At 71.2% G+C, this 20,542-nt stretch carries 18 protein-coding genes and 1 pseudogene; 7 read left to right on the top strand and 12 right to left on the bottom strand.

The annotated features are described in order from the left end of the window. Nucleotides 1-24: 24 nt before the first annotated feature. From F9B98_RS10300 to lepA, 6 genes are all read right to left on the bottom strand, one after another. On the bottom strand, nt 25-759 hold the full coding sequence (locus F9B98_RS10300; RefSeq protein WP_150956895.1) for a 16S rRNA (uracil(1498)-N(3))-methyltransferase: 735 nt from the start codon (nt 757-759) through the stop codon (nt 25-27). Nucleotides 760-761: 2 nt separating this feature from the next. After that, nucleotides 762-1,886 carry a molecular chaperone DnaJ gene (dnaJ, locus tag F9B98_RS10305; protein WP_150956898.1) on the bottom strand — a complete coding sequence of 375 codons (1,125 nt, stop codon included), beginning with the start codon at nt 1,884-1,886 and terminating at the stop codon, nt 762-764. 62 nt (nt 1,887-1,948) lie between these two features. Continuing rightward, entirely contained in the window at nt 1,949-2,989 is a 1,041-nt protein-coding gene (gene hrcA, locus F9B98_RS10310) for a heat-inducible transcriptional repressor HrcA (protein WP_150956901.1), read from the bottom strand. A gap of 85 nt (nt 2,990-3,074) precedes the next feature. Continuing rightward, nucleotides 3,075-4,292 (bottom strand): radical SAM family heme chaperone HemW, encoded by a 1,218-nt coding sequence (gene hemW, locus F9B98_RS10315; protein WP_150956904.1) that lies wholly within the window; start codon nt 4,290-4,292, stop codon nt 3,075-3,077. Then, the gene (locus F9B98_RS10320) at nt 4,292-4,936 is read right to left on the bottom strand and encodes a DUF1990 family protein (RefSeq protein WP_150956907.1); all 645 of its coding nucleotides are present in this window, start codon (nt 4,934-4,936) and stop codon (nt 4,292-4,294) included. The genes hemW and F9B98_RS10320 overlap by 1 nt, the downstream gene beginning before the upstream one ends. Before the next feature lie 25 nt (nt 4,937-4,961). Then, nucleotides 4,962-6,806, bottom strand: coding sequence for a translation elongation factor 4 (lepA, locus tag F9B98_RS10325; RefSeq protein ID WP_150956910.1), 1,845 nt, complete (start codon nt 6,804-6,806; stop codon nt 4,962-4,964). 212 nt (nt 6,807-7,018) lie between these two features. Here lepA and F9B98_RS10330 point away from each other — a divergent pair, with 212 nt between their 5' ends. The 3 genes from F9B98_RS10330 (at nt 7,019) to F9B98_RS10340 (ending at nt 9,274) form a co-directional block, all read left to right on the top strand. Continuing rightward, complete coding sequence (locus F9B98_RS10330; RefSeq protein WP_150956913.1) at nt 7,019-7,741, top strand: alpha/beta fold hydrolase; 723 nt, start codon at nt 7,019-7,021, stop codon at nt 7,739-7,741. Nucleotides 7,742-7,859: 118 nt separating this feature from the next. Continuing rightward, complete coding sequence (rpsT, locus tag F9B98_RS10335; RefSeq protein WP_150956916.1) at nt 7,860-8,120, top strand: 30S ribosomal protein S20; 261 nt, start codon at nt 7,860-7,862, stop codon at nt 8,118-8,120. A gap of 323 nt (nt 8,121-8,443) precedes the next feature. Then, nucleotides 8,444-9,274 (top strand): alpha/beta hydrolase, encoded by an 831-nt coding sequence (locus tag F9B98_RS10340; protein WP_150956920.1) that lies wholly within the window; start codon nt 8,444-8,446, stop codon nt 9,272-9,274. 8 nt (nt 9,275-9,282) lie between these two features. On the opposite strand, the gene holA is transcribed toward F9B98_RS10340, so the two are convergent. Further along, nucleotides 9,283-10,320 (bottom strand): DNA polymerase III subunit delta, encoded by a 1,038-nt coding sequence (gene holA / locus F9B98_RS10345; RefSeq protein WP_150956923.1) that lies wholly within the window; start codon nt 10,318-10,320, stop codon nt 9,283-9,285. Between the two features lie 451 nt (nt 10,321-10,771). Here holA and F9B98_RS16165 point away from each other — a divergent pair, with 451 nt between their 5' ends. After that, nucleotides 10,772-11,194, top strand: a complete 423-nt coding sequence (locus F9B98_RS16165) for a hypothetical protein (RefSeq protein ID WP_225310305.1) — start codon at nt 10,772-10,774, stop codon at nt 11,192-11,194. Here the strand turns inward: F9B98_RS16165 and F9B98_RS16170 are convergent. Continuing rightward, a pseudogene (locus F9B98_RS16170) lies at nt 11,105-12,700 on the bottom strand (ComEC/Rec2 family competence protein); the annotation flags it as partial. The gene F9B98_RS16165 and the pseudogene F9B98_RS16170 sit on opposite strands and share 90 nt — an antisense overlap. A 242-nt stretch (nt 12,701-12,942) precedes the next feature. Next, the gene (locus F9B98_RS10355) at nt 12,943-13,638 is read right to left on the bottom strand and encodes a ComEA family DNA-binding protein (protein ID WP_225310306.1); all 696 of its coding nucleotides are present in this window, start codon (nt 13,636-13,638) and stop codon (nt 12,943-12,945) included. A 108-nt stretch (nt 13,639-13,746) separates the two neighbouring features. Here F9B98_RS10355 and F9B98_RS10360 point away from each other — a divergent pair, with 108 nt between their 5' ends. Next, nucleotides 13,747-14,244, top strand: a complete 498-nt coding sequence (locus tag F9B98_RS10360) for a DUF2087 domain-containing protein (protein ID WP_150956926.1) — start codon at nt 13,747-13,749, stop codon at nt 14,242-14,244. A 250-nt stretch (nt 14,245-14,494) separates the two neighbouring features. Here F9B98_RS10360 and leuS read toward each other — a convergent pair whose 3' ends face one another. Further along, nucleotides 14,495-17,068 carry a leucine--tRNA ligase gene (gene leuS / locus F9B98_RS10365; protein ID WP_150956929.1) on the bottom strand — a complete coding sequence of 858 codons (2,574 nt, stop codon included), beginning with the start codon at nt 17,066-17,068 and terminating at the stop codon, nt 14,495-14,497. Between the two features lie 64 nt (nt 17,069-17,132). Next, nucleotides 17,133-18,371: an anthranilate synthase component I family protein gene (locus tag F9B98_RS10370; protein ID WP_191966765.1), complete on the bottom strand. Its 1,239-nt coding sequence runs from the start codon at nt 18,369-18,371 to the stop codon at nt 17,133-17,135. Between the two features lie 42 nt (nt 18,372-18,413). Between F9B98_RS10370 and F9B98_RS10375 the strand changes: the two genes are divergently transcribed. Both F9B98_RS10375 and F9B98_RS10380 read left to right on the top strand, forming a co-directional pair. Next, the gene (locus F9B98_RS10375; protein ID WP_150956932.1) at nt 18,414-19,094 is read left to right on the top strand and encodes a DedA family protein; all 681 of its coding nucleotides are present in this window, start codon (nt 18,414-18,416) and stop codon (nt 19,092-19,094) included. A gap of 5 nt (nt 19,095-19,099) precedes the next feature. Further along, the gene (locus F9B98_RS10380) at nt 19,100-20,131 is read left to right on the top strand and encodes an App1 family protein (protein ID WP_150956935.1); all 1,032 of its coding nucleotides are present in this window, start codon (nt 19,100-19,102) and stop codon (nt 20,129-20,131) included. A gap of 217 nt (nt 20,132-20,348) precedes the next feature. Here the strand turns inward: F9B98_RS10380 and F9B98_RS16240 are convergent, their stop codons facing one another. Then, the gene (locus tag F9B98_RS16240) at nt 20,349-20,474 is read right to left on the bottom strand and encodes a hypothetical protein (protein WP_263641780.1); all 126 of its coding nucleotides are present in this window, start codon (nt 20,472-20,474) and stop codon (nt 20,349-20,351) included. Nucleotides 20,475-20,542: the final 68 nt, after the last annotated feature.

Consider the following 20,542-nt stretch of genomic DNA (forward strand, 5'->3'; position numbering starts at 1 on the left):
ACACCGGGGTGGGGACGGCCGGGCTCACCAGCGGCCGTGCGCCGCCGACAGCACCGAGATGGCCGCGGCCCCCGCGGTGGAGGTGCGCAGCACCGTCTCGCCCAGGCGCACGGGCCGCGCGCCCGCGTCCTCGAGCGCCGACAGCTCCTCGGGCGCGATTCCGCCCTCGGGACCGACCACGAGCACCACGTCGCGTCCGTCGGAGGTTTCCGTGGCGAGGGAGGTGAGACGAGTGGATGCCGAGGGCTCCAGCACCAACACCAGGGCGCTGCCCGCGAGGGCGACGAGGTCGGCCGTCCGCGCGACCCCCTCGACCTCGGGGATCCACGCCCGGTGCGCCTGCTTCGCCGCCTCGCGGACGATGGTGCGCCAGCGCGCGAGACCCTTCTCGGCCTTGGCATCCCACCGCGACACGCTGCGGGAAGCCTGCCAGGGCACGATCGCGTCGACGCCGAGCTCGGTCGCCGCCTGGACGGCGAGCTCGTCGCGGTCGCCCTTGGCGAGAGCCTGCACGAGCACGAAGCGCGGCGAGGGGGCGGGCACGACCTCGCGACCGGTCACCCGCACCTCGACCTGCTTCGGCGACGCTGCGGTCACGACGCCCGAGAGCCACGTTCCCCGCCCGTCGCCCAGCGTTACGGCCTCGTCGACGCGCACGCGGCGCACGGCCGCGGCGTGATGCGCCTCCGGGCCGGTCAGCTCGACGGTGTCGCCCGGCTGCGCGGCGGCGGCGTCGTCGGTGACGAAGTGCAGGGCCACGATCAGTGCCGGAAGCGGTCGCGGAACTTGCTGAACATGCCCTGCTGGTGCTCGGCCAGACGCGGCTTGGGGGCCTTGGTGCGCTTGGCGAACTCCTCGATGAGGGCCCGCTCCTTGTGGTCGAGACGCGTCGGGGTCACCACGTGCACGCCGACCCGGAGGTCGCCGCGCTGGCTCCCGCGCAGGGGCGTGATGCCGCGGCCCTTGATGGTCAGGACGTCGCCCGACTGCACGCCGGGGCGCACCTCGAGGTCGACGCTGCCGTCGAGGGACTCGATCGTGGTGGTCGCGCCGAGAATGGCATCCGGCATCGAGACCTCGAGGGTGGCGACGAGGTCGTCGCCCTCGCGGCTGAACGCGTCGTGCGCCTCGACGGTGATCTCGAGGTAGAGGTCGCCGTTGGGGCCGCCCGCGGGTCCGACTTCGCCCGAGCCCGGCAGCTGCAGGCGCAGGCCCGACTCGACGCCGGCGGGGATGTCGACCGACACGGTGCGGCGCGCGCGCACGCGGCCCTGGCCCTGACACGTTCCGCAGGGGTAGGGGATGGTCGTGCCGTGTCCCTGGCACACGGTGCAGGGGGCGCTGGTGACGACGTTGCCGAGGAGGCTGCGGACGGTGCGCTGCACGTGGCCCGAGCCGTGGCAGATGTCGCAGGTGACCTCGCTCGTGCCGGGCTGCGTGCACGCGCCCTGGCAGGTCTCGCACAGCACCGCGGTGTCGACCTCGAGGTCGCGGTGGGTGCCGAACACGACATCGGCGAGGTCGAGGGTGACGCGCACGAGGGCGTCCTGTCCGCGCTCCCGACGCGAACGCGGGCGGGGTCCACGACCGCCGCCGCCCTGACCGCCCCCACCGAAGAAGGTCTCGAAGATGTCGCTGAAGCCGCCGAAGCCGGCCGCTCCCCCGCCTCCGAAGGGGCTCTGGTCGCCGCCCATGTCGTACCGGCGACGCTGCTCGGGGTCGCTCAGCACGTCGTAGGCGTGGGTGACGAGCTTGAACCGCTCGGACGCGTCGTCTCCCGGGTTCACGTCGGGGTGCAACTGGCGCGCCAGGCGACGGTACGCCTTCTTGATGTCTTCGGGGCTGGCGTCGCGTTCGACACCCAGGACCTCGTAGTGGTCAGCCACAATCGCCTTCCTGTCCGCTCGCGCGGGGTCGTTCTCGGGTGGGGTGCTCGATGAAGCCGTCGTCAGCGCGACGAGTCGTCGTCTTCGAGCATCCGGGTCAGATAGTGCGCGACGGCACGGACCGCCGCGAGGTTGGAGGAGTAGTCCATGCGGGTGGGACCGAGCAGGCCCACGCGGGCTCCGCCGGTCGAGCCGTCGTAGCGGCTGGCGAGCACCGAGGCCTCGACGAGACCGAAGGGCTCGTTCTCGCGGCCGATGCTGGCCGACAGGCCCTTCTCGTCGGCGACCATCTCGCTCATAAGACGCAGGAGCGTCACCTGTTCTTCGATGGCTTCCAGCAGCGGGTAGATGCTGCCCCGGAAGTCCTGCTCGCGCTTGGCGAGGGTCGCCGCACCGGCCATGACGAGGCGGTCCTGGCGGAACTCCTCGAGCTCCTCCCCCACGATCCGCAGCACCGCGTCGGCGATGAGGTCGAGGGCGACGCCCGGTCGGGGCCCTTCGGCGAGCACCGCCTGCACCTGCTGCGAGCTGTCGGCGACACTGCGACCGACCAGCACCGCACCCACGCGGGCGCGCAGCTGCACGATGTCGGACTCGGTCGGCTCGGCGGGCACGAGCGCGATGCGCTGCGAGACCCGCCCGGTGTCGGTGACGAGGATGACGAGCACCCGCGGGCCGCCCAGGGCCACGAGCTCGACGTGCGTGACGTTGGCCCGCGCGAACGACGGGTACTGCACGATCGCGACCTGGCCGGTCAGCTGCGTGAGAGCGCGGACGGTGCGGGCGAGAAGGTCGTCGAGATCGCCCGCCTCGTCGAGGAACGAGGTGATCGCGCTGCGCTGAGCGCCCGAGAGCGGGCGGAGCTCGGCGAGGTGGTCCACGAAGACGCGGTACCCCTTGTCAGTGGGGACGCGCCCCGACGACGTATGCGGGGCGACGATGAGGTCTTCGTCTTCGAGCAGGGCCATGTCGTTGCGGATGGTCGCCGCAGAGACCCCGAACGCGTGACGGTCGACGATCGCTTTACTGCCGACGGGCTCGCGCGTATCGACGTAGTCCTGGACGATCGCGCGGAGCACCTGCAGGCCTCGTTCCGACACCATGAGCTGCTCCTCCCGTCTGGCACTCGCATCTGCGGAGTGCCAATTCTACGGGATAGCCCCGACAGTGCGCCGGGCGGCTCGCGGATCAGACCGTCAGCGCCCGCACCACGGCATCCGCCAGCAGTCGACCGCGCAGCGTCAGCACGATGCGCCCCCGCACGGCATCCCGACCCTCGATGAGACCGTCGGCGATGAGGGATGCCACGGCCTTCCGGCCCTCGCCGAGGATCTCCGACACGGCCAGACCCTCGCGGATGCGGCTGCGCAGCAGCACCGACTCGAGCCGGCGCGCGGTGTCGTCCGGACGCTCGCGAGCGGCCGCGGGCGACTCGGCGGCGGCGAGGCGCTGCGCGTACGCGGCGGGGTGCTTCACGTTCCACCAGCGGAGCCCCGCGACGTGACTGTGGGCGCCGGGACCGAAGCCCCACCAGTCGGTGCCGCGCCAGTAGGCGAGGTTGTGGCGCGATCGGTGCGAGACACCGCGCGACCAGTTCGACACCTCGTACCAGTCGAAGCCGGCGGCGCCGAGCAGCTCGTCGGCCAGCTCGTACATTTCGGCCTGCAGGTCGTCGTCCGGCATGTCGACCACGCCCGAGCGGATCTGCCGCGCGAGCTTGGTGCCGTCTTCGACGATGAGCGCGTACGCCGAGATGTGGTCGGGTTCAAACGCGATCGCCGCCTCGAGCGACGCGCGCCAGTCGTCGAGCGACTCCCCCGGCGCGCCGTAGATGAGGTCGACCGATACATCGAGCCCGGCCCGGCGGGCGGACGCCACGGCCGTGGCGACGTTGAGCGGGTCGTGCGTGCGGTCGAGGGCGGCGAGCACGTGCGGACGCGCCGACTGCATCCCGATCGACAGCCGGGTGACGCCCGCCTCGGCGAGGGTGCGCGCCACGGCGTCGTCGACGGTGTCGGGGTTGGCCTCGACCGTGACCTCGGCTCCGTCCGCGATCCCGAACTCCTCCCGCACCGCATCGAGCATCCGCGCGAGATCCCCCGGCGGAAGGAGCGTCGGAGTACCTCCCCCGAAGAAGACGGTGGATGCCATGCGGCGGGCGCCCGCGGCATCCATCACCGTTCCCGCCAGACGCACCTCGGCGGCGAGCGTGTCGGCGAAGTCGTCTTGCCGGGCGCCGCGCAGCTCGCTGGCGGTGTAGGTGTTGAAGTCGCAGTATCCGCAGCGCACCCGGCAGAAGGGGACGTGGAGGTAGACGCCGAAGTCGGCCGCGGTGTCGATGTCGAGGTCTGCGGGCAGGCGACCGTCGGCGGGGGCCGGGTCTCCGAGCGGGAGCGGACCGCCCATCAGGACGAGTACAGCGGCGAGATCGCGCGCAGATAGCGGGCGAACAGCGCCTTGCGACGGCGGCGCACGCGGCTCGTGAACAGGCGGTACGACGGGGCCGTCGGGCGGTCGAAGGCGCGCACGACGAACCACACCTCGTCGTTGTCGCGCCACTCCACGGCGAACAGCTCCTCACCGCTCACGATTGAGTGCCCGACGGTGCCGAGGATGAAGCCCACGCGACGGGGCTCTTCGAAGACCGAGATGACGCGCAGCTCGGCGTCGGCGCGGTGGCCGTCGACCTTGCCGTGCAGGCGCACGCCCGCGCCGGGGCTGACGAACGGCGTGCCGTCTTCGGTGAAGCGCTGCTCGGCCTCGAGGCTCGAGGGGGCCACGGGGGCGCCGTCGGCGTCGAAGCCCACGCCGGAGTAGCCGGCGTTGGCGGCCGGCCGCACGTCGGTGATGCTCAGTTCTCCCGTGCGCAGCGGCGCCCACGACAGCAGCAGTTCGCCGGCGGCGGCGAAGCGCTCCTCACCGCTGCCGATGCGCCACGCATCCTCTGCGGGCACGGAGTTCTCGGGCGGGTACTGCATCAGATCGTGCGCCTGGGTGGCGCCGACAGCCGCGTAGTCGACCGTGTCATCGGTGAAGTTCTGCCTGCGCATGGTTCACCCCTCTCGGTGTGGTGCGTTACTTCTTGGTCTCGACGTCTCCCGACAGGGCGGCGATGAACGCCTCCTGCGGAACCTCGACGCGGCCCACCATCTTCATGCGCTTCTTGCCCTCTTTCTGCTTTTCGAGGAGCTTGCGCTTTCGGGTGATGTCACCGCCGTAGCACTTGGCGAGCACGTCCTTGCGGATGGCGCGGATGGTCTCGCGCGCGATGATGCGCGCGCCGATCGCGGCCTGGATGGGCACTTCGAACTGCTGGCGCGGAATGAGCTTGCGCAGGCGCTCGGCCATGAGCGTGCCGTAGGCGTACGCCTTCTCGCGGTGCACGATCGAGCTGAACGCGTCGACCTTGTCGCCCTGCAGCAGGATGTCGACCTTGACGAGGTCGGCGGTCTGCTGGCCGGCGGGTTCGTAGTCGAGGCTCGCGTAGCCCTGGGTGCGCGACTTCAAGTGGTCGAAGAAGTCGAAGACGATCTCGCCGAGGGGCATGTGATAGCGCAGCTCGACGCGGTCTTCGCTGAGGTACTCCATGCCGAGCAGGGTGCCGCGGCGCGACTGGCAGAGCTCCATGACGGTGCCGACGTAGTCCTTCGGCAGCAGGATGCCGACCTTGACGATCGGCTCCGACACCGAGGCGACGCGCCCGTCGGGGTACTCGCTGGGGTTCGTGACCGAGACGGTCTCACCGGTGTCGGTGGTGACCTCGTACGTCACCGACGGGGCGGTGGTGATGAGGTCGAGGTCGAATTCGCGCGACAGGCGCTCGGTGATGATCTCGAGGTGCAGCAGGCCGAGGAAGCCGCAGCGGAAGCCGAAGCCCAACGCGACCGAAGTCTCGGGCTCGTACTGCAGCGAGGCGTCGGAGAGCTTGAGCTTGTCGAGGGCCTCGCGCAGTTCGGCGTAGTCGCTGCCGTCGATCGGGTAGATGCCCGAGAAGACCATGGGTTTCGGGTCGGTGTACCCGGGCAGCGCGTCGGTGGCGGGTTTGCGGTGCGTGGTGATCGTGTCGCCGACCTTCGACTGGCGCACGTCTTTCACGCCCGTGATGAGGTAGCCGACCTCGCCGACGCCGAGGCCCTTGGTGGGCACGGGCTCGGGGCTGGACACGCCGATCTCGAGGGCCTCGTGCGTGGCGCCGGTCGACATCATCTGCAGACGCTCGCGCGGCTGCAGCGACCCGTCGATCATGCGGACGTAGGTGACCACGCCGCGGTAGGCGTCGTAGACCGAGTCGAAGATCATCGCGCGCGCCGGGGCGTCGGCCTGGCCGACGGGGGCGGGGATCTTCTCGACGATGAGGTCGAGCAGCTCTTCGACGCCCATGCCGGTCTTGCCGCTCACGCGCAGCACGTCTTCGGGGTTCCCGCCGATGAGACCGGCGAGTTCGGCGGCGTACTTGTCGGGGTCGGCGGCCGGGAGGTCGATCTTGTTCAGCACCGGGATGATCTGCAGATCGTTCTCGAGCGCCAGGTAGAGGTTGGCGAGCGTCTGCGCCTCGATGCCTTGAGCGGCGTCGACGAGCAGGATCGCGCCCTCGCACGCGGCGAGCGAGCGGCTGACCTCGTAGGTGAAGTCGACGTGACCGGGCGTGTCGATCATGTTGAGGGCGAACGTGCCGTCGGCCGTGGACCACGGCATGCGGACGGCCTGCGACTTGATCGTGATGCCGCGCTCGCGCTCGATGTCCATGCGATCGAGGTACTGCGCCCGCATATCGCGGTCGCTGACGACGCCGGTGATCTGCAGCATGCGGTCGGCCAACGTCGACTTGCCGTGGTCGATGTGGGCGATGATGCAGAAGTTGCGGATCTGCTCCGGCGGGGTGGCAGACGGCTCGAGGGGCTTCAGGGCGCGCGGTGACATGTTCCGTCGATTCTACGGTGGTGCGCCGACATCGCCGTCCCCGGATGCTCAGGGTCCCGGCATCCGTCGTCCGACCGCCCTGGGTTTCCGCGCGAGATCACGTGACGTGGGCGAGACCACGTGGCACGGCGTGTGACCGCGACGAGGTCGCGTGTTCTCGACGCGGCGGGGCCCGGGCGCCCGTGGGTTCTCGCGCTTCTACGATGGATGCCATGGCGGTCCAGGTCGTGCTCGTGCACGGCATCCGCACATCGGCGACCATGTGGCGGGCGCAGGTCGCCTCCCTGCGGGAGCGGGGCACGACCGTCACCGCGGTCGACCTGCCGGGGCACGGCACGCGCCGCGGCGAGGCGTTCTCGCTCGAGGGGGCGTTCGCGACGATCGACGGAGCGGTCCAGGATGCCGCGACCCGAGGCCCCGTCCTGTTGGTGGGGCACTCGATGGGCGGGCTGTTGTCGATCGAGTACGTCGGCCGCCCGGAGCGACCCCCGGTCGCAGGACTCGTCGCGGCGTCGTGCACGTCCATCCCCCGCGGGATCGGGTTGGCGGCGTACCGCTTCTTCACGCGACGGTTCGACCGCCTGCCCGACCGGGGCCTGGGGTTGACCAACCGCGTGCTCGACCGCACCCTGCCGGCCGAGACCCGGCCCGACTTCGGGGCGGGCGGCTACGCCTTCGACGCGCAGGACACGGCCCTCGCCTCGCTCTCGATGCTCGATCTGCTGGCATCCCTCCGCCGTATCGACGTGCCCCTCTGGTTCGTCAATGGGCAGTGGGATCAGCTGCGGATGAACGAGAAGCTGTTCCTCACGGTCGCCCGTCACGCGGAGTTGATCGTCGTCCCGCGCACGACGCACCTGGTGACGGCCATGCGCCCGCGGGTGTTCAACGCGCTGTTGGAGGTCGCGCTCACCACGATCGAGGCATCCACCTGATAGACTCGGCGCTTGGCTTGCGTGTGGGGTTTTTCCCGACCTCCACGACCGCCGGTGCAGCGCCCCTCTACCGCTCGCCCGGCACTTCCAACACTCACTCAAACGAAAGACCGTCGACGTGGCGAACATCAAGTCGCAGATCAAGCGCAACAAGACCAACGAGAAGGCGCGCGAGCGCAACAAGGCCGTCAAGAGCGAGCTCAAGACGCACGTGCGTCGCACCAAGGAGGCCGTCGTGGCCGGTGACAAGGAAGCGGCCCTCAAGGCGCTCGCCACCGCGACCAAGAAGCTCGACAAGGCCGTGAGCAAGGGTGTCATCCACCAGAACCAGGCCGCGAACCGCAAGTCGGCCATCGCGAAGTCGGTCGCCGCTCTCTGAGCCACAGCTCTTCTTCGACAGCCCGTCCCGCATCGCGGGGCGGGCTTCGTCGTTTTCGAGAGGCGGTCGCGTCTGTGCGCGACGGCGGGTCGGGCTTCGTTGTCCCCGGGCGGACCTTTCTGCGCACGACGGCGGGGCGATCTTCGACACGCCTTCGCGAGGCGGTAACCACCCGGCGCGTCGCCGAACGCCCCGCCGTTGTGCACGCGGCGATGCGGACGGCGACTGCGCGACACCTCGTGCGCGGGTGAGCGGATTGTCGTGAGCGCGCCTCTGCCCCGAGCCCGAGTGCGCGCACGGTACGGGAGGACGAGCATGGACGGATGCCGGATTCCTCACGACCCGCCGATCACTTCTCCGCCGACCTCGCCGCCGTCCATGTCGACGTCGACCCGCGGGTGACGCCGCTCACCCTCGACCATCGCGGACGCACGCTTCGCGGCTGGCGGTGGGACGACGGCTCGGACGCCGGGAACGCTCCGCGCGTGCTGTTCGTGCACGGGTTCAGCAGCACCTCCGCCGGGTCGCGCCAGCTCTTCGTGCAGGCCGCGCGCCATCTCGTTTCGCGCGGTGCCGTCGCCAGCTCGTACGACCGGCTCGGCCAGGGGGTCAGCGACGGGGACTTCTCCGACATCACGGTGCGCGACGAGGTCGAGCAGGTCCGCGAGATGATCCGCGAGACGGCCGGTGACGCCACGGTGCATGTCGTCGGCCACAGCCTCGGAGCGGTCGAGTCGGCGCTGGCCGCCGCATGGGAGGGCGAGCGCGTCGCTTCGGTCACCCTCTGGTCGCCCGCCGGGGTGATCGTCGACGACATGACCGTGCACGATCGCGTGATGGGCGAGCCGCTGTCGGCGATGCGGGAGAGAGGCTTCGTCGACTTGCAGGGCATGGCCGTGGGCCCGGCGATCGTCGACGACGTGCGCGACGGTCTCGATGTCTACGGCCCTGCGGCGGCGTACGGCGGTCCGGTCGACGTGCTGCACGGCTCGGCCGACGAGGTTGTGCCGCTCGAGTACGGGCGGCGTTTCGCTGAGGTCATGCCGGGCGGAGCGCTCACCGTCGTCGAGGGCGCCGATCACGGGTGGTCGTCGCTGCCGTGGCGACGTCGGCTGTTCGACGCGCTGGACCGACGTATCGACTCGTCGCGCTGAGCTCTGGCTCAGCCGCCGTACGGGGCGCGCGTCGAGATGATCGTGATCATGCGCTCGAGGGCGAAGACGGGGTCGCGCGACGCCCCCTTGACCTCGGCGTCGGCGCGCGCGGTCGCGTGGATCGCCATGCCGAGTGTGTTGCCGGTCCAGCCGACGAGGTCGCGTCGGGCCCGGTCGACCTGCCAGTCCTTCATGCCGAGCCTCTGGGCGAGCATGGACGACGACTCGCGCGAACCCGCGACCCGTGCCATGGTGCGCAGCTTCATCGCGACGGCCGCGACGAGGGGGACGGGATCGGCTCCGGATGCCAGAGCGTGCCGCAGCGCGAGAAGAGCGGGGCCGTACTGCCCGGCGATGGCGGTGTCGGCGACGGTGAAGGCAGAGGTCTCGACGCGACCGCCGTAGTAGCGCTCGACGGTGCGTTCGTCGATGTCACCGGGCACGTCGGAGATGAGCTGCTGGCACGCGGCGGCCAGCTCGGTGAGGTCGTCGGCGAACGCCGACACCAATGATCGCAGGGCGACGGGGGCGATCCGCTTCTGCGCGGCCTTGAACTCGCCGACCGCGAAATCGAACCGGTCGGAGTCGCGCTTGACCGCGGGGCAGGCGATCTCGACGCCGCTCCCCTGCCCGGCGCGGATACCGTCGAGGAGCTTCTTGCCGCGCACGCTCGCGCCCGTGTGCCGCAGGACGACCGTGGCGCCGTCCTGCGGGTGGGCGAGGTACGACACCGCCTCGGTGAGGAAGGTGTCGCTGCACTTCTCGACGCCGCTGACGCGGACGAGGCGGGGTTCGCCGAACAGCGAGGGCGAGGTGACGCTGAGGAGGGTGCCGGCGGCGTAGTCGTCGGCGCGGATGTCGGTGACCTCGAGGCTGGGGTCTTCGCCCTTCAACATCGCCCGGATGCCCGCGATGGCGCGCTCGGCGCAGACCTCTTCGGGACCGGAGACCAGCACGATCGGCGCCGGCTGCGGCGACCGCCACGACACCTGCGGAATGGCCGACTTCGCCTTCGCGGGGGTCGAGCGTCGGGGAGCCGGAGTCACTCCCCCAGCCTACCGATCGGTTCGGACAGCGCCCGTCGACGCCGGAGCGCGGGTGCCTGTGCCAGCCGCGCTCCGGCGCCGGCTCCAAAACCCGATTCTGCCCCTTCTTGCGCCCCCGCCCATCGCAGCGCGTGGCCTTGCCCGTGCTCGCGCCCCGCCCATCCCGGCACCGGCCCCGGCCCCGCGTTCGTGCTCGCGCTCCGCCGCCAACTGCGGCGCCCATCCCCGCCCCGGCCCCCGCTCGCGTTCGCTCTCCCGCTCCGCCGCCAACACCGGCACCCGCCCCCGCTCCCGCTCCGCCGCCAACACCGGCACCCGCCCCCGCCCCCGCCCGCTCCCGCCACAGCGTCAACCGCCCCTCGTCGAGCCAGACCGCGAGGGCGCCGTCGCGATCGGTGCGCGCGGCGGTGGTGCCGAGGGCGTTCAGCAGGTCGAGGAGCTTCGCCGTGGGATGCCCGTAGTCGTTGTCGGCGCCCACCCCGATGAGACCGATCGCGGGGTGCAGAGCGCGGTACAGCTCGGCATCCTGATCGGCGCTTCCGTGGTGCGAGACCTTGACGATCTGCACGCGGGGGACGGCGACGCGCCGGCGCAACGCCGCCTGCGCCTGTTCGCCGAGGTCGCCGAGCAGGATCGTGCGCGGGAAGCCCGCTCCGACGACGTCGAGGGCGACGGAGGCATCGTTGCCGGGTTCCGCCGTCGGCGGTGGACCGAGCGCCTGCCATCGGGTGTCGCCGATGGTCCCGGTCATCCCGATCCCGGCGGACCGGAGACGTGCCCCCGCCGCCGAGAACCGCTCGAGCAGGCGCTCGTCGGCCGTCTCGTCGGGCGGCCCGTGGACGAGGAGGTCGACCCGTCCCACGACCGCGGCTGATCCTCCGACGTGATCGAGGTCGAAGTGGGTGAGGACCACGAGATTCAGGTGGTCGACGCCGAAGGTCTGCAGGCATCGCGTGAGCGCCTCGGGCTCGGGCCCGGTGTCGACGAGCGCCACGGCGTCCCCCGATCGCCAGAGCGTCGCGTCGCCTTGGCCGACATCGCACATCGCGACCTGCCACGCGGAGGGCACGGTCAGCGGCCCCGCCACTGTCCGTACCGTCGTCTGGCCCAGCACGAGACCCAGGATCACGGCGACGGCGGCAGAGGCGAGCGCGGTGGTTCGGGGCAGCCGGCGCGGCCGGACGACGGCGACGCCGATCGCCGCTCCCACCACCGCCAGCAGCCCCGCGCCGGGAAGCCCGTCGGGCCACGGCAGGTTCTGCGCCGACACAGCGGCCGTCGTGTGCGCGACGGCGGCGATCCAGGCTGCGGGCACCCAGGCGAGGGCTGTCAGCCCGTCGCGCAGCCACGGGAACGGGGCGATGCATGCGAGGGCTCCCGCGATCGTCGCCGGGGCGGCCGCGGGGTCGGCGACGAGGTTGGCCGCGACGCCGAGCAGGGGCACGTGCGGGTCGATCAGCACGATCAGCGGACCGCAGACGAGCTGCGCTGAGGTCGGTACCGCGAGCGCGAGGGCGAGGGCACGTGGCATCCATCGCTCCAATCCGCCCGCGAGCGGACGCGCGAGGACGAGCAGGGCCCCGGTGGCGGCGGCCGAGAGGGCGAAGCCGAGGGACCGGGACAGCCACGGGTCGACGACCAGCAGAACCGTCACAGCGAGCGACAGCACGGCGATACCGATGGCAGGACGCCCGAGCGCGAGCGCGAGCATCGCCACACCGGCCATCGCGGCCGCGCGGATGACGCTCGGCTCGGGAGTGACGAGGGCCACGAACGCCGTCAGCACGAGCATCGCACCCACCACCCGCCCGCCGCGGGACGCTCCGCACAGCGCGAGCAGGGCGAACGCCGCGCCGACGACGATCGCGCAATTCGCACCGGAAACCGCCGTGAGGTGCGAGAGCGACGACGCGTTCATCGCGGCTTCGGTGGCGGGGTCGAGGCTCGAGGTGTCGCCCACCGCGAGCCCGGGGACGAGACCGGCACCGGGTTGAGGCAGACCGCGGGTCGACGCGACGAGGCCGTCGCGCAGCCCCTCGAAGAAGGCCCACACCCCTGCCGGGGACGACGCCGACTCGATTGAGTCGGCCCGCACGATGAGTGCGGCGCGCTCCCCCGGTTCCGAGGGTACGGCGCGGCCCGCCAGCTCGACCTCGCTGCCCATGCTCGCCTCGGCCAGCGCGGACCGGCCATCCGCATCGACGAGGATGCGCGCGGGGATCAAGCCGGTCACGCCGAGCTTTCCCGCGCGGACGCCCGTGGCGACCGCGTCGAACCAGGCCCCGCCGTCCGGCGACCCGTCGATGCGCCCCGTGACGGTCACCTCGAGCTCGAGTCGTCGTCCTCCGTCCGCTTCGAGGGCGGCGACCTGGGCGCGCATCGGAGCCACAGATGCCACGGCCCCCGTCGCCGCGGCCGAGCACGCGAGCGTGACGGCGAGGACCGCGAGCAGCGCGGAACGTCGCCAGAAGAACAGCGCCGTGGTCGCGCCGGCAGCGACAGCGAGGACCACCGCGAGAGCGGCGGCATCCGGGATCACCGTCGCTGCCCCCGCCGCGGCCCAGGTCGCCGCGGCGACAGTGACCGCGCGCAGAGAACGTCGGCGTGCGCCGGGACGGCCCCTCACACCCGCACCAGGTCTCGGAGGCCGGCGAGCATCTTCTCGCCGATACCGGGCACCGAGAGGAGGTCGTCGACGCTCGTGAATCGGCCGTTCGTCTCGCGCCACTCGAGGATGCGGTCGGCCATCGCGGGTCCGACGCGCGGGAGTTCGTCGAGCTGTTCGCGGGTCGCGGTGTTGAGGTCGAGGGTTCCACTCGCCCCGCCGCCGGTACCGGAGGCGGGCGCGGCGGTCTGCGCTCCGACGATGGGAACGACGATCTGCTCTCCGTCGGCCACGGCCCGCGCGAGGTTCACCCCGTCGCGTTGCGCATCGTCGGCGAAGCCGCCCGCTCGAGCGACGGCATCGGCGACGCGATCGCCCGGGTCCAAACGGTACAGACCCGGTTCGCGCACGGCGCCGGCGATATGGACGTAGACCCCGGCCTCGGCGGCGAGCGACAGCGTCGCGGCGGTCGAGGGAGCCGGGTCGATCACCTCGGCTCCGGTCGCACCCCGCAGCATCCCGATGCCGATCGTGACAGCGAAGGCCAGCAGGACGAGCACGATGACCGCTCCGATGCCGAGTCGGGTGCGCGCGGGCAGGCTGCCGGTGAGGGATGCACCCGCCCCCGGTGCCGCCGCGACCCCGGATCCGGGCGTTTCCGGTTCCGCGGCGCGGGGGGCCAGCGCGGTCGGGGCGAGCGGCGGATCAGTCACGCGCCAACGGTAGGCACACACCGCCGTGCCGAACCGCGACGAGAGGCAGATCGGTGGACAGCATGCCGGATTCGTGCGCTGTGCAGGACCCGCGCGTACCCTGAGTCGATGTCCCCCAACGCCTGGCGCGCTCTGGTCTCCGCCCTCGCCGACGACAGCGTGCGCGAGGTCTACGCGCGGATCGTGCTCGGCGAACCCGTCGAGCCGGCGCTCGGGGCGTTGTCGCCCGGTAGACGCCGGCGCGTCCTCGACACCCTGCTCTCGTCGGGCCTCGTCTCAGCGGACGGCGAGGGATGGCGCGTCGAGCCCGATGCGTTCCGTCAGGCTCTTCGCTCCGCGCCCGCGACTCCCCGACCCACCGGCGTCGACCGCTTCTTCGTCGACGGGAGACTCACGACGTACCCGTCGCGCGCCGCCGATCGCGACGCTGTCCTCGCGCACCTCGCCGAGCGACTGGCGAAGCCCGACGAGACGCTCAGCGAGAAAGACGTCAACGACCGGCTCGCGGACATGGTCGACGATGTCGCCTCGATACGCCGCTATCTGGTCGACGCGGGTCTGCTCGAGCGCGCTCGCGACGGGGCGGCTTATTCCCGCGCTCGGTGACGCCGCCGCGGGGGCCTTCCGCTCGCAGATCGGCGCGTTCCTCGCAGATTTCGCGCGGGAATTCGCGAGTTTCGCGCCCAACTGCGAGCTTCGCGCCCGCACACCCCGCGTCCGCACACCCCGCGCCTACGCACCCCGCGCCCCGCCCGCGCCGCACGGCCCGCACGCCCGCCCCGCACCCCACAAACCCCGAATGCCACGCCCCCCGCACTCCGCAGAGCGCCGGGGACGTGGCATCCGGAATCAGAACCTACTTCGTCGAGAAGCTGACCACCTTCGGCGGGCGCACGACCGCGCGCACGATCTCGCGGTCGCCGAGGGCGCGGAGCACCTTCTCGTCAGCGCGGGCCAGAGCCTCGAGCTCGTCGGCGCCGATCTTGGCCGAGACCTCGAGGGTTCCGCGGACCTTGCCGTCGATCTGCACGACCGCGGTGACGGTGTCTTCGACCAGCAACGTCGGGTCGGCCTGGCGCCAGGTCGCGAGCCCCACGAAGCCGTCGTAGCCGAGGGTCTGCCACATCTCTTCGGCGGTGTGCGGGGCGAACAGGTCGAGGGTCATCGCGATGACCTCCGCGGCCTCGCGCACGGCGGGGTCGCTCGCCCCGGCCTTTCCGTCGATCGCCTTGCGGGTGGCGTTGACCAGCTCCATCAGACGCGCCACGACGACGTTGAACTTCGTCTGCTCGACGAGGTTGGCGGCATCGGCCAGCAGGCGGTGCGTCACGCGGCGCAGCGAGGCGTCGCCCTCGGCCCAGACCACGTCGGTCTCGCTGTCGACGTCGTGCGCGATGCGCAGCGCGCGAGCGAGGAACTTCGCCGCCCCGGTCGTCGAGACGTCGTTCCAGTCCTTGTCGTCTTCCACGGGACCGGCGAAGGCGAGGGCGACGCGCAGTGCATCGGCGCCGTGGGCGTCGAGCTCCTCCTGGAACAGCACCAGGTTGCCCTTGCTCTTCGACATCTTCGCGCCGTCGAGAATGACCATGCCCTGGTTGATGAGGCTCGAGAAGGGCTCGGTGAACTCCACCAGCCCCATGTCGAACAGCGCCTTGGTGATGAAGCGCGCGTACAGCAGGTGCAGGATCGCGTGCTCGACGCCGCCGATGTAGAAGTCGACGGGGCCCCACTTGTTGGCCTCGCGACCCGAGAACGCCTGCGTCTCGTCTCCCGGCGAGAGGAAGCGCAGGTAGTACCACGAGCTGTCGACGAAGGTGTCCATCGTGTCGGGGTCGCGCAGCAGCGTCTGGCCCGTCTCGGGGTCGGTGACCTCGACCCACTCGGTCGCGGCGCCCAGCGGCGAGGTGCCCTTGGGCTTGAGGTCGAGACCCTCGACCGAGGGCAGCGTGACCGGCAGCTGGTCGGCGGGGACCGGGGTGATCGAGCCGTCCTCGCCGTGGAGCATCGGGATGGGCGTGCCCCAGTAGCGCTGGCGCGAGATCAGCCAGTCGCGCAGGCGGTACGTCTTGGCGGCGCGGCCGACGCCCTTCGCCTCGAGCTCCTCGATCATGCGGGCGATCGCGTGACGCTTCGAGAGCCCGTTGATCGAGCCCGAGTTCATCATGCGACCGTCTCCGGTGAGCGCGATGCCGGTCTTGACGGGATCCAGGTCGTCGATGTCGCCGAGCGGGTCGATCGGCACGCCCTCGTCGTCGAGCTCGATCACCGGGATCGCGCCGGTGATCGGCGCGGTCGTGTCGACGACGACCTTCACGGGCAGGTCGAAGGCGCGGGCGAAGTCGAGGTCGCGCTGGTCGTGCGCGGGCACGGCCATGACCGCGCCGTGACCGTAGTCGGCCAGCACGTAGTCGGCGGCCCAGATCGGCAGCTTCTCGCCGTTGATCGGGTTGATCGCGTAGTGGCCGAGGAACACGCCGGTCTTCGGGCGGTCGGTCGCCTGACGCTCGATGTCGGTCGCGCGCTGCACCTGAGCGAGGTAGGCCTCGAAGCTCTCGCGCACGCCCTGATCCGCGGATGCCGCCAACTCGGCCGCCAGGTCGGATTCGGGCGCCACGACGAAGAAGGTGGCGCCGTGCAGGGTGTCGGGGCGCGTGGAGAAGACCGTGATCTTCTCGTCGCGGCCCTCGATCTCGAAGGCGATGTCGGCGCCGACCGAGCGGCCGATCCAGTTGCGCTGCATCTGGATGACCTTGCTCGGCCAGAAGCCCTCGAGCTGGTTGAGGTCGTCGAGCAGGCGGTCGGCGTAATCGGTGATGCGCAGGAACCACTGCGTCAACTTCTTCTTGACCACGACGGCGCCGCTGCGCTCGCTCGTTCCGTCGGGCAGCACCTGCTCATTGGCGAGCACGGTCTGATCCACCGGATCCCAGTTGACCAGCGCGTCCTTGCGGTAGGCCAGGCCCTTCTCGTACAGCTTCTGGAACAGCCACTGGTTCCAGCGGTAGTACTCGGGGTCGCTGGTGTGCAGGACGCGGCTCCAGTCGAACGAGACGCCGTAGTCCTTCAGGCTCGCCTTCTGCTGCGCGATGTTGGCGTAGGTCCACTCGACGGGGTCGGCGCCACGCTTGATCGCGGCGTTCTCGGCGGGCAGGCCGAACGAGTCCCACCCGATGGGGTTGAGCACGTTGTACCCGCGGTGGCGCCAGAAGCGCGCCACGATGTCGGAGTAGAGGTAGTTCTCGGCGTGGCCCATGTGCAGGTCGCCCGAGGGGTACGGGAACATCGCGAGCACGTACTTGCGCGGGCGCGTGTCGTCGTCGCCTCCGGCGCGGAACGGGTCTTTCTCGGCCCAAGCCTGCTGCCACTTCGCCTGGATGGCGTGGGTGTCGAAGCCCCCCTCGCGGGGGTCTGGTGCGGTGTTCTGAGACACGGGTGAAGCCAATCGTGAGGTCGGGAGGCCGCGGGGCCAACCTCCAGGCTATCGGACGCGCGGGTCACCACCCCGGCGGTACCCGAGCCCCCAGGGCGGCGAGGGGCGCGCGCGCTTTGATGCCCACCTCGGCCACCTCGGATGCCGCGACCGAGCGCCACGTGATGCCTCCGCCGGCGCCGACCCAGGCGGCATCCTGTTCCACGACGACGCTGCGGATGACCATGGCGAGATCCGCCGCCCCGTCGTCGCCGATCCACCCGAAGGCGCCCGAGTAGACACCCCGCTCGGCCCCCTCGAGGCCCGCGAGGATCTGCATCGCGGACTGCTTGGGAGCGCCGGTCATGCTCCCCGCCGGGAAGGCCGCCTCGAGCAGCCCGCCGATGGTCGTGCCGGGCACGAGCCGGCCCGAGACCTCGCTGACCAACTGGTGCACTGTGGGGTACGTCTCGACCTCGAGCAGCCGGTCGACACCGACCGACGAGGGTTCGCACACTCGCGAGAGGTCGTTGCGCATCAGATCGACGATCATGACGTTCTCGGCCTGCTCCTTGGCATCCGTCGTCAACTCCTCGGCGAGGGCGCGGTCGTGAGCGGGATCAATGGAGCGCGGACGCGTCCCCTTGATGGGGTGGGTGTGCACGCGGCCGCCGCGCACCTCGAGGAAGCGTTCGGGAGACGCGCTGACCAGCGTCGCCCCGCCGATGCGGACGAACCCCGCGTGGTGCGAGGCCGAAGCCTGCCGCAAGCGCCGGAACACCGCGACCGCATCGTGCGCGCCGGGAACCGTGAAGCGGGTGGTGAGGCACAGCTGGTAGGCGTCGCCCTCGCGGATCCGCTCCCGGCACGCCTCGATCAGCTCGGCATAGCGTTCGGGGTTCACCCGGGCGGATGCCGTGCCCCGAGGCTCCGCCGCGCTCACGGCCGCGGGGGTGGGCGCGGCGGCCGCACGCTCGGCGAGGTCGTCCTCCCCGAACACGTGCACGCGGCGTCGAGCGTGGTCGAACGCGACGAAGGCGTCGACGCGCAGCCATGAGTCCCGACCCTCGTACGAGCGCCACCCGACCCAACCCCCGCGGAACGCACCGGCGTGACTTGGCGCGTCGCCCGAGGCCGCGGCATCCCTCTGCAGAACTTCCGAACCCGTGTCGAGGCGTCCCGTGCCCATCCAGCTCCAGCCGGTGTCGGCGTGGCGGCCCGCATCGAGCCAGAAGACGTCGTCCGCGCCCGCGAACAGGTGCAGGAACACCGCCTCGGGGTCGACCCACCGCGGCAGGGTGAGCGGGTGGTCGAGGTGGGGCACGCTCCCAGGCTAGAGCGAGGCCGCCGCCCTAGGCTGACGGGGGTGAACGAGATTCTCACGTGGCTGCTCGATCTGGTGCAGAACGTCGACCCGGTGGTGCGCACCGTCGTCGCGGGCGTGGCCATGATGCTCGAGACCAGCGTGCTCGTGGGCCTCATCGTCCCGGGCGACACGATGGTCATCGTCGCGGGCACCGCCGTCGCCTCTCCCCTCGAGGGCGTGGTGCTCGCCGCCGCGATCGTGGTGGGCGCGCTGCTGGGTGAGAGTTTCGGATTCTGGCTCGGCCGGTACTTCGGGCCCCGCATCCGCGCGTCGCGACTCGGGCAGAAGCTCGGCGACCGCAACTGGGAACGAGCCGACCTCTACCTGCGCCGACGCGGCGGGCCCGCGATCTTCCTGTCGCGCTTCCTGCCGGTGCTGCACTCGCTCGTGCCGCTGACGGTCGGGATGAGCGGGTACAGCTATCGCCGGTTCCTGGCGTGGACGACGCCGGCGTGCATCGTGTGGGCGGGCCTGTACGTCACGGTCGCCGCTTCGGCTGCCGGAACGTACCGCGAGCTCTCGGACCGCATCCACGGTGCGGGGTACATCTTCGTCGGCATCCTGGTGGCGTTCATCGTGCTGGTGTTCGTGGGCAAGAAGATCATCGAGCGCATGGAGCGCCGTCACCTCGCGGACGAAGCGGCTCCCCTCGAACCGGCGGACGGTGACGTGAAAGACTGAGGGGGATGCCTCGCTCTCCTCGCGCCAAAGTGCTCTGGTTCGCCCGACTCGAGCGCCGTTTTCACCGCTGGCGCGAACGTCGCGCGCGCGCACGGGGCCTGCGCCCCGCCGTCACCGGCTTTCCGGGTTACGGCACCGAGGAGTGGGTGCGCGTCCTCGGCCGGGTGCTCATCGCCCCGCCGCTCAAGCGGACGTCGACGGGTGAATTCGCGAGCCTGCGCGGGTGGCGTAGCTTCGCCGCCGTCCCCGTCGGTTTCGGTCAGGTCGACGTCGTCATCGACGGGGTCACCCACCGTGTCGTCGCCGACCGCGGCGGAGTGATCGACGCCAAGCTGCCCGCCACGCTCTCGCCCGGGTGGCAGACGATCACCATGTCGGTCGAGGGCGGCGAGCCGACCGAGACGCGCGTGTTCATCGTCGGCTCCGAGGTGCGGTTCGGCGTCGTCAGCGACATCGACGACACCGTGATGGTCACGCTTCTCCCCCGCCCCCTGCTCGCCGCGTGGAACTCCTTCGTCGTCGACGAGCACGCGCGCCAGCCCGTGCCCGGCATGGCCGTGATGCTCGAACGCCTCACCCGCGAGCACCCGGGCACCCCGGTCATCTACCTCTCGACCGGTGCCTGGAACGTCGCGCCGACCCTCACGCGCTTCATGCGCCGCCACCTCTTCCCCGCGGGCTCGTTCCTGCTCACCGACTGGGGCCCCACGCACGATCGCTGGTTCCGCAGCGGCCGGGAGCACAAGGAGCAGAACCTCCGCCGCCTCGCCGCTGAGTTCCCACAGGTGAAGTGGCTCCTGGTCGGCGACGACGGCCAGCACGACGACGCGATCTACACCGGCTTCGCGATCGAGCACCCGCAGAACGTCGCCGCCGTGGCGATCCGCAAGCTCCTGCCCGCCGAAGCAGTGCTCGCCGGTGGCCGCACGGTCGTCGACGACCACTCCGCCGCCGAGGTGCCGTGGGTGACCGAGTCCGATGGCGCGGGCCTTCTCGACCGCCTGCGCAGTACCGGGGTCATCTCGAACGACGCCTGACCCGGGTGGAATGGGACCGGGGCTGAGGTGGCGCGGATCGCTGAGGTGGTGCGGGGCGCGGGATGCCGAGCCGCCCGGCGGTGTGCGTAACGTCAGCGATGTGCGCGAAGTCAGTGGCATCCCGTGTGTTTCGGCTGAGGTTGTGCGGATGACTGAGGTTGTGTCGCGGCGCGGGATGCCGCGACCCCCGGCGCCGCGCAACCTCAGCGATTCGCCCTCAGTCAGTGGCATCCCGCGTCTTCCGGCTGAGGATGTGCAGATCGCTGAGGGTGCGCAGCTGGGTCGGGATGCCGTGCCCCGGTGCCGCGCGCAACCTCAGCGAACCGCGCAAAGTCAGTGGCATCCCACGTCTTCCGGCTGAGGATGTGCAGATCGCTGAGGGTGCGCAGCTGGGTCGGGATGCCGTGCCCC

Origin of the sequence: Microbacterium testaceum StLB037 (assembly GCF_008763945.1) — a bacterium.
In the GTDB taxonomy this organism is placed as follows: Bacteria; Actinomycetota; Actinomycetes; order Actinomycetales; family Microbacteriaceae; genus Microbacterium; species Microbacterium testaceum_G.

Bases quoted from the DNA above. Each gene is read 5' to 3' on its own strand.
- F9B98_RS16165 (WP_225310305.1), top strand. From the start codon at position 10,772: ATGCCCGTAGTCGTTGTCGGCGCCCACCCCGATGAGACCGATCGCGGG.
- F9B98_RS10380 (WP_150956935.1), top strand. From the start codon at position 19,100: ATGCCTCGCTCTCCTCGCGCCAAAGTGCTCTGGTTCGCCCGACTCGAG.
- F9B98_RS16240 (WP_263641780.1), bottom strand. From the start codon at position 20,474: ATGCCACTGACTTTGCGCGGTTCGCTGAGGTTGCGCGCGGCACCGGGG.
- F9B98_RS10340 (WP_150956920.1), top strand. From the start codon at position 8,444: ATGCCGGATTCCTCACGACCCGCCGATCACTTCTCCGCCGACCTCGCC.
- F9B98_RS10320 (WP_150956907.1), bottom strand. From the start codon at position 4,936: ATGCGCAGGCAGAACTTCACCGATGACACGGTCGACTACGCGGCTGTC.
- lepA (WP_150956910.1), bottom strand. From the start codon at position 6,806: ATGTCACCGCGCGCCCTGAAGCCCCTCGAGCCGTCTGCCACCCCGCCG.
- hrcA (WP_150956901.1), bottom strand. From the start codon at position 2,989: ATGGTGTCGGAACGAGGCCTGCAGGTGCTCCGCGCGATCGTCCAGGAC.
- hemW (WP_150956904.1), bottom strand. From the start codon at position 4,292: ATGGGCGGTCCGCTCCCGCTCGGAGACCCGGCCCCCGCCGACGGTCGC.
- F9B98_RS10330 (WP_150956913.1), top strand. From the start codon at position 7,019: ATGGCGGTCCAGGTCGTGCTCGTGCACGGCATCCGCACATCGGCGACC.
- F9B98_RS10360 (WP_150956926.1), top strand. From the start codon at position 13,747: ATGTCCCCCAACGCCTGGCGCGCTCTGGTCTCCGCCCTCGCCGACGAC.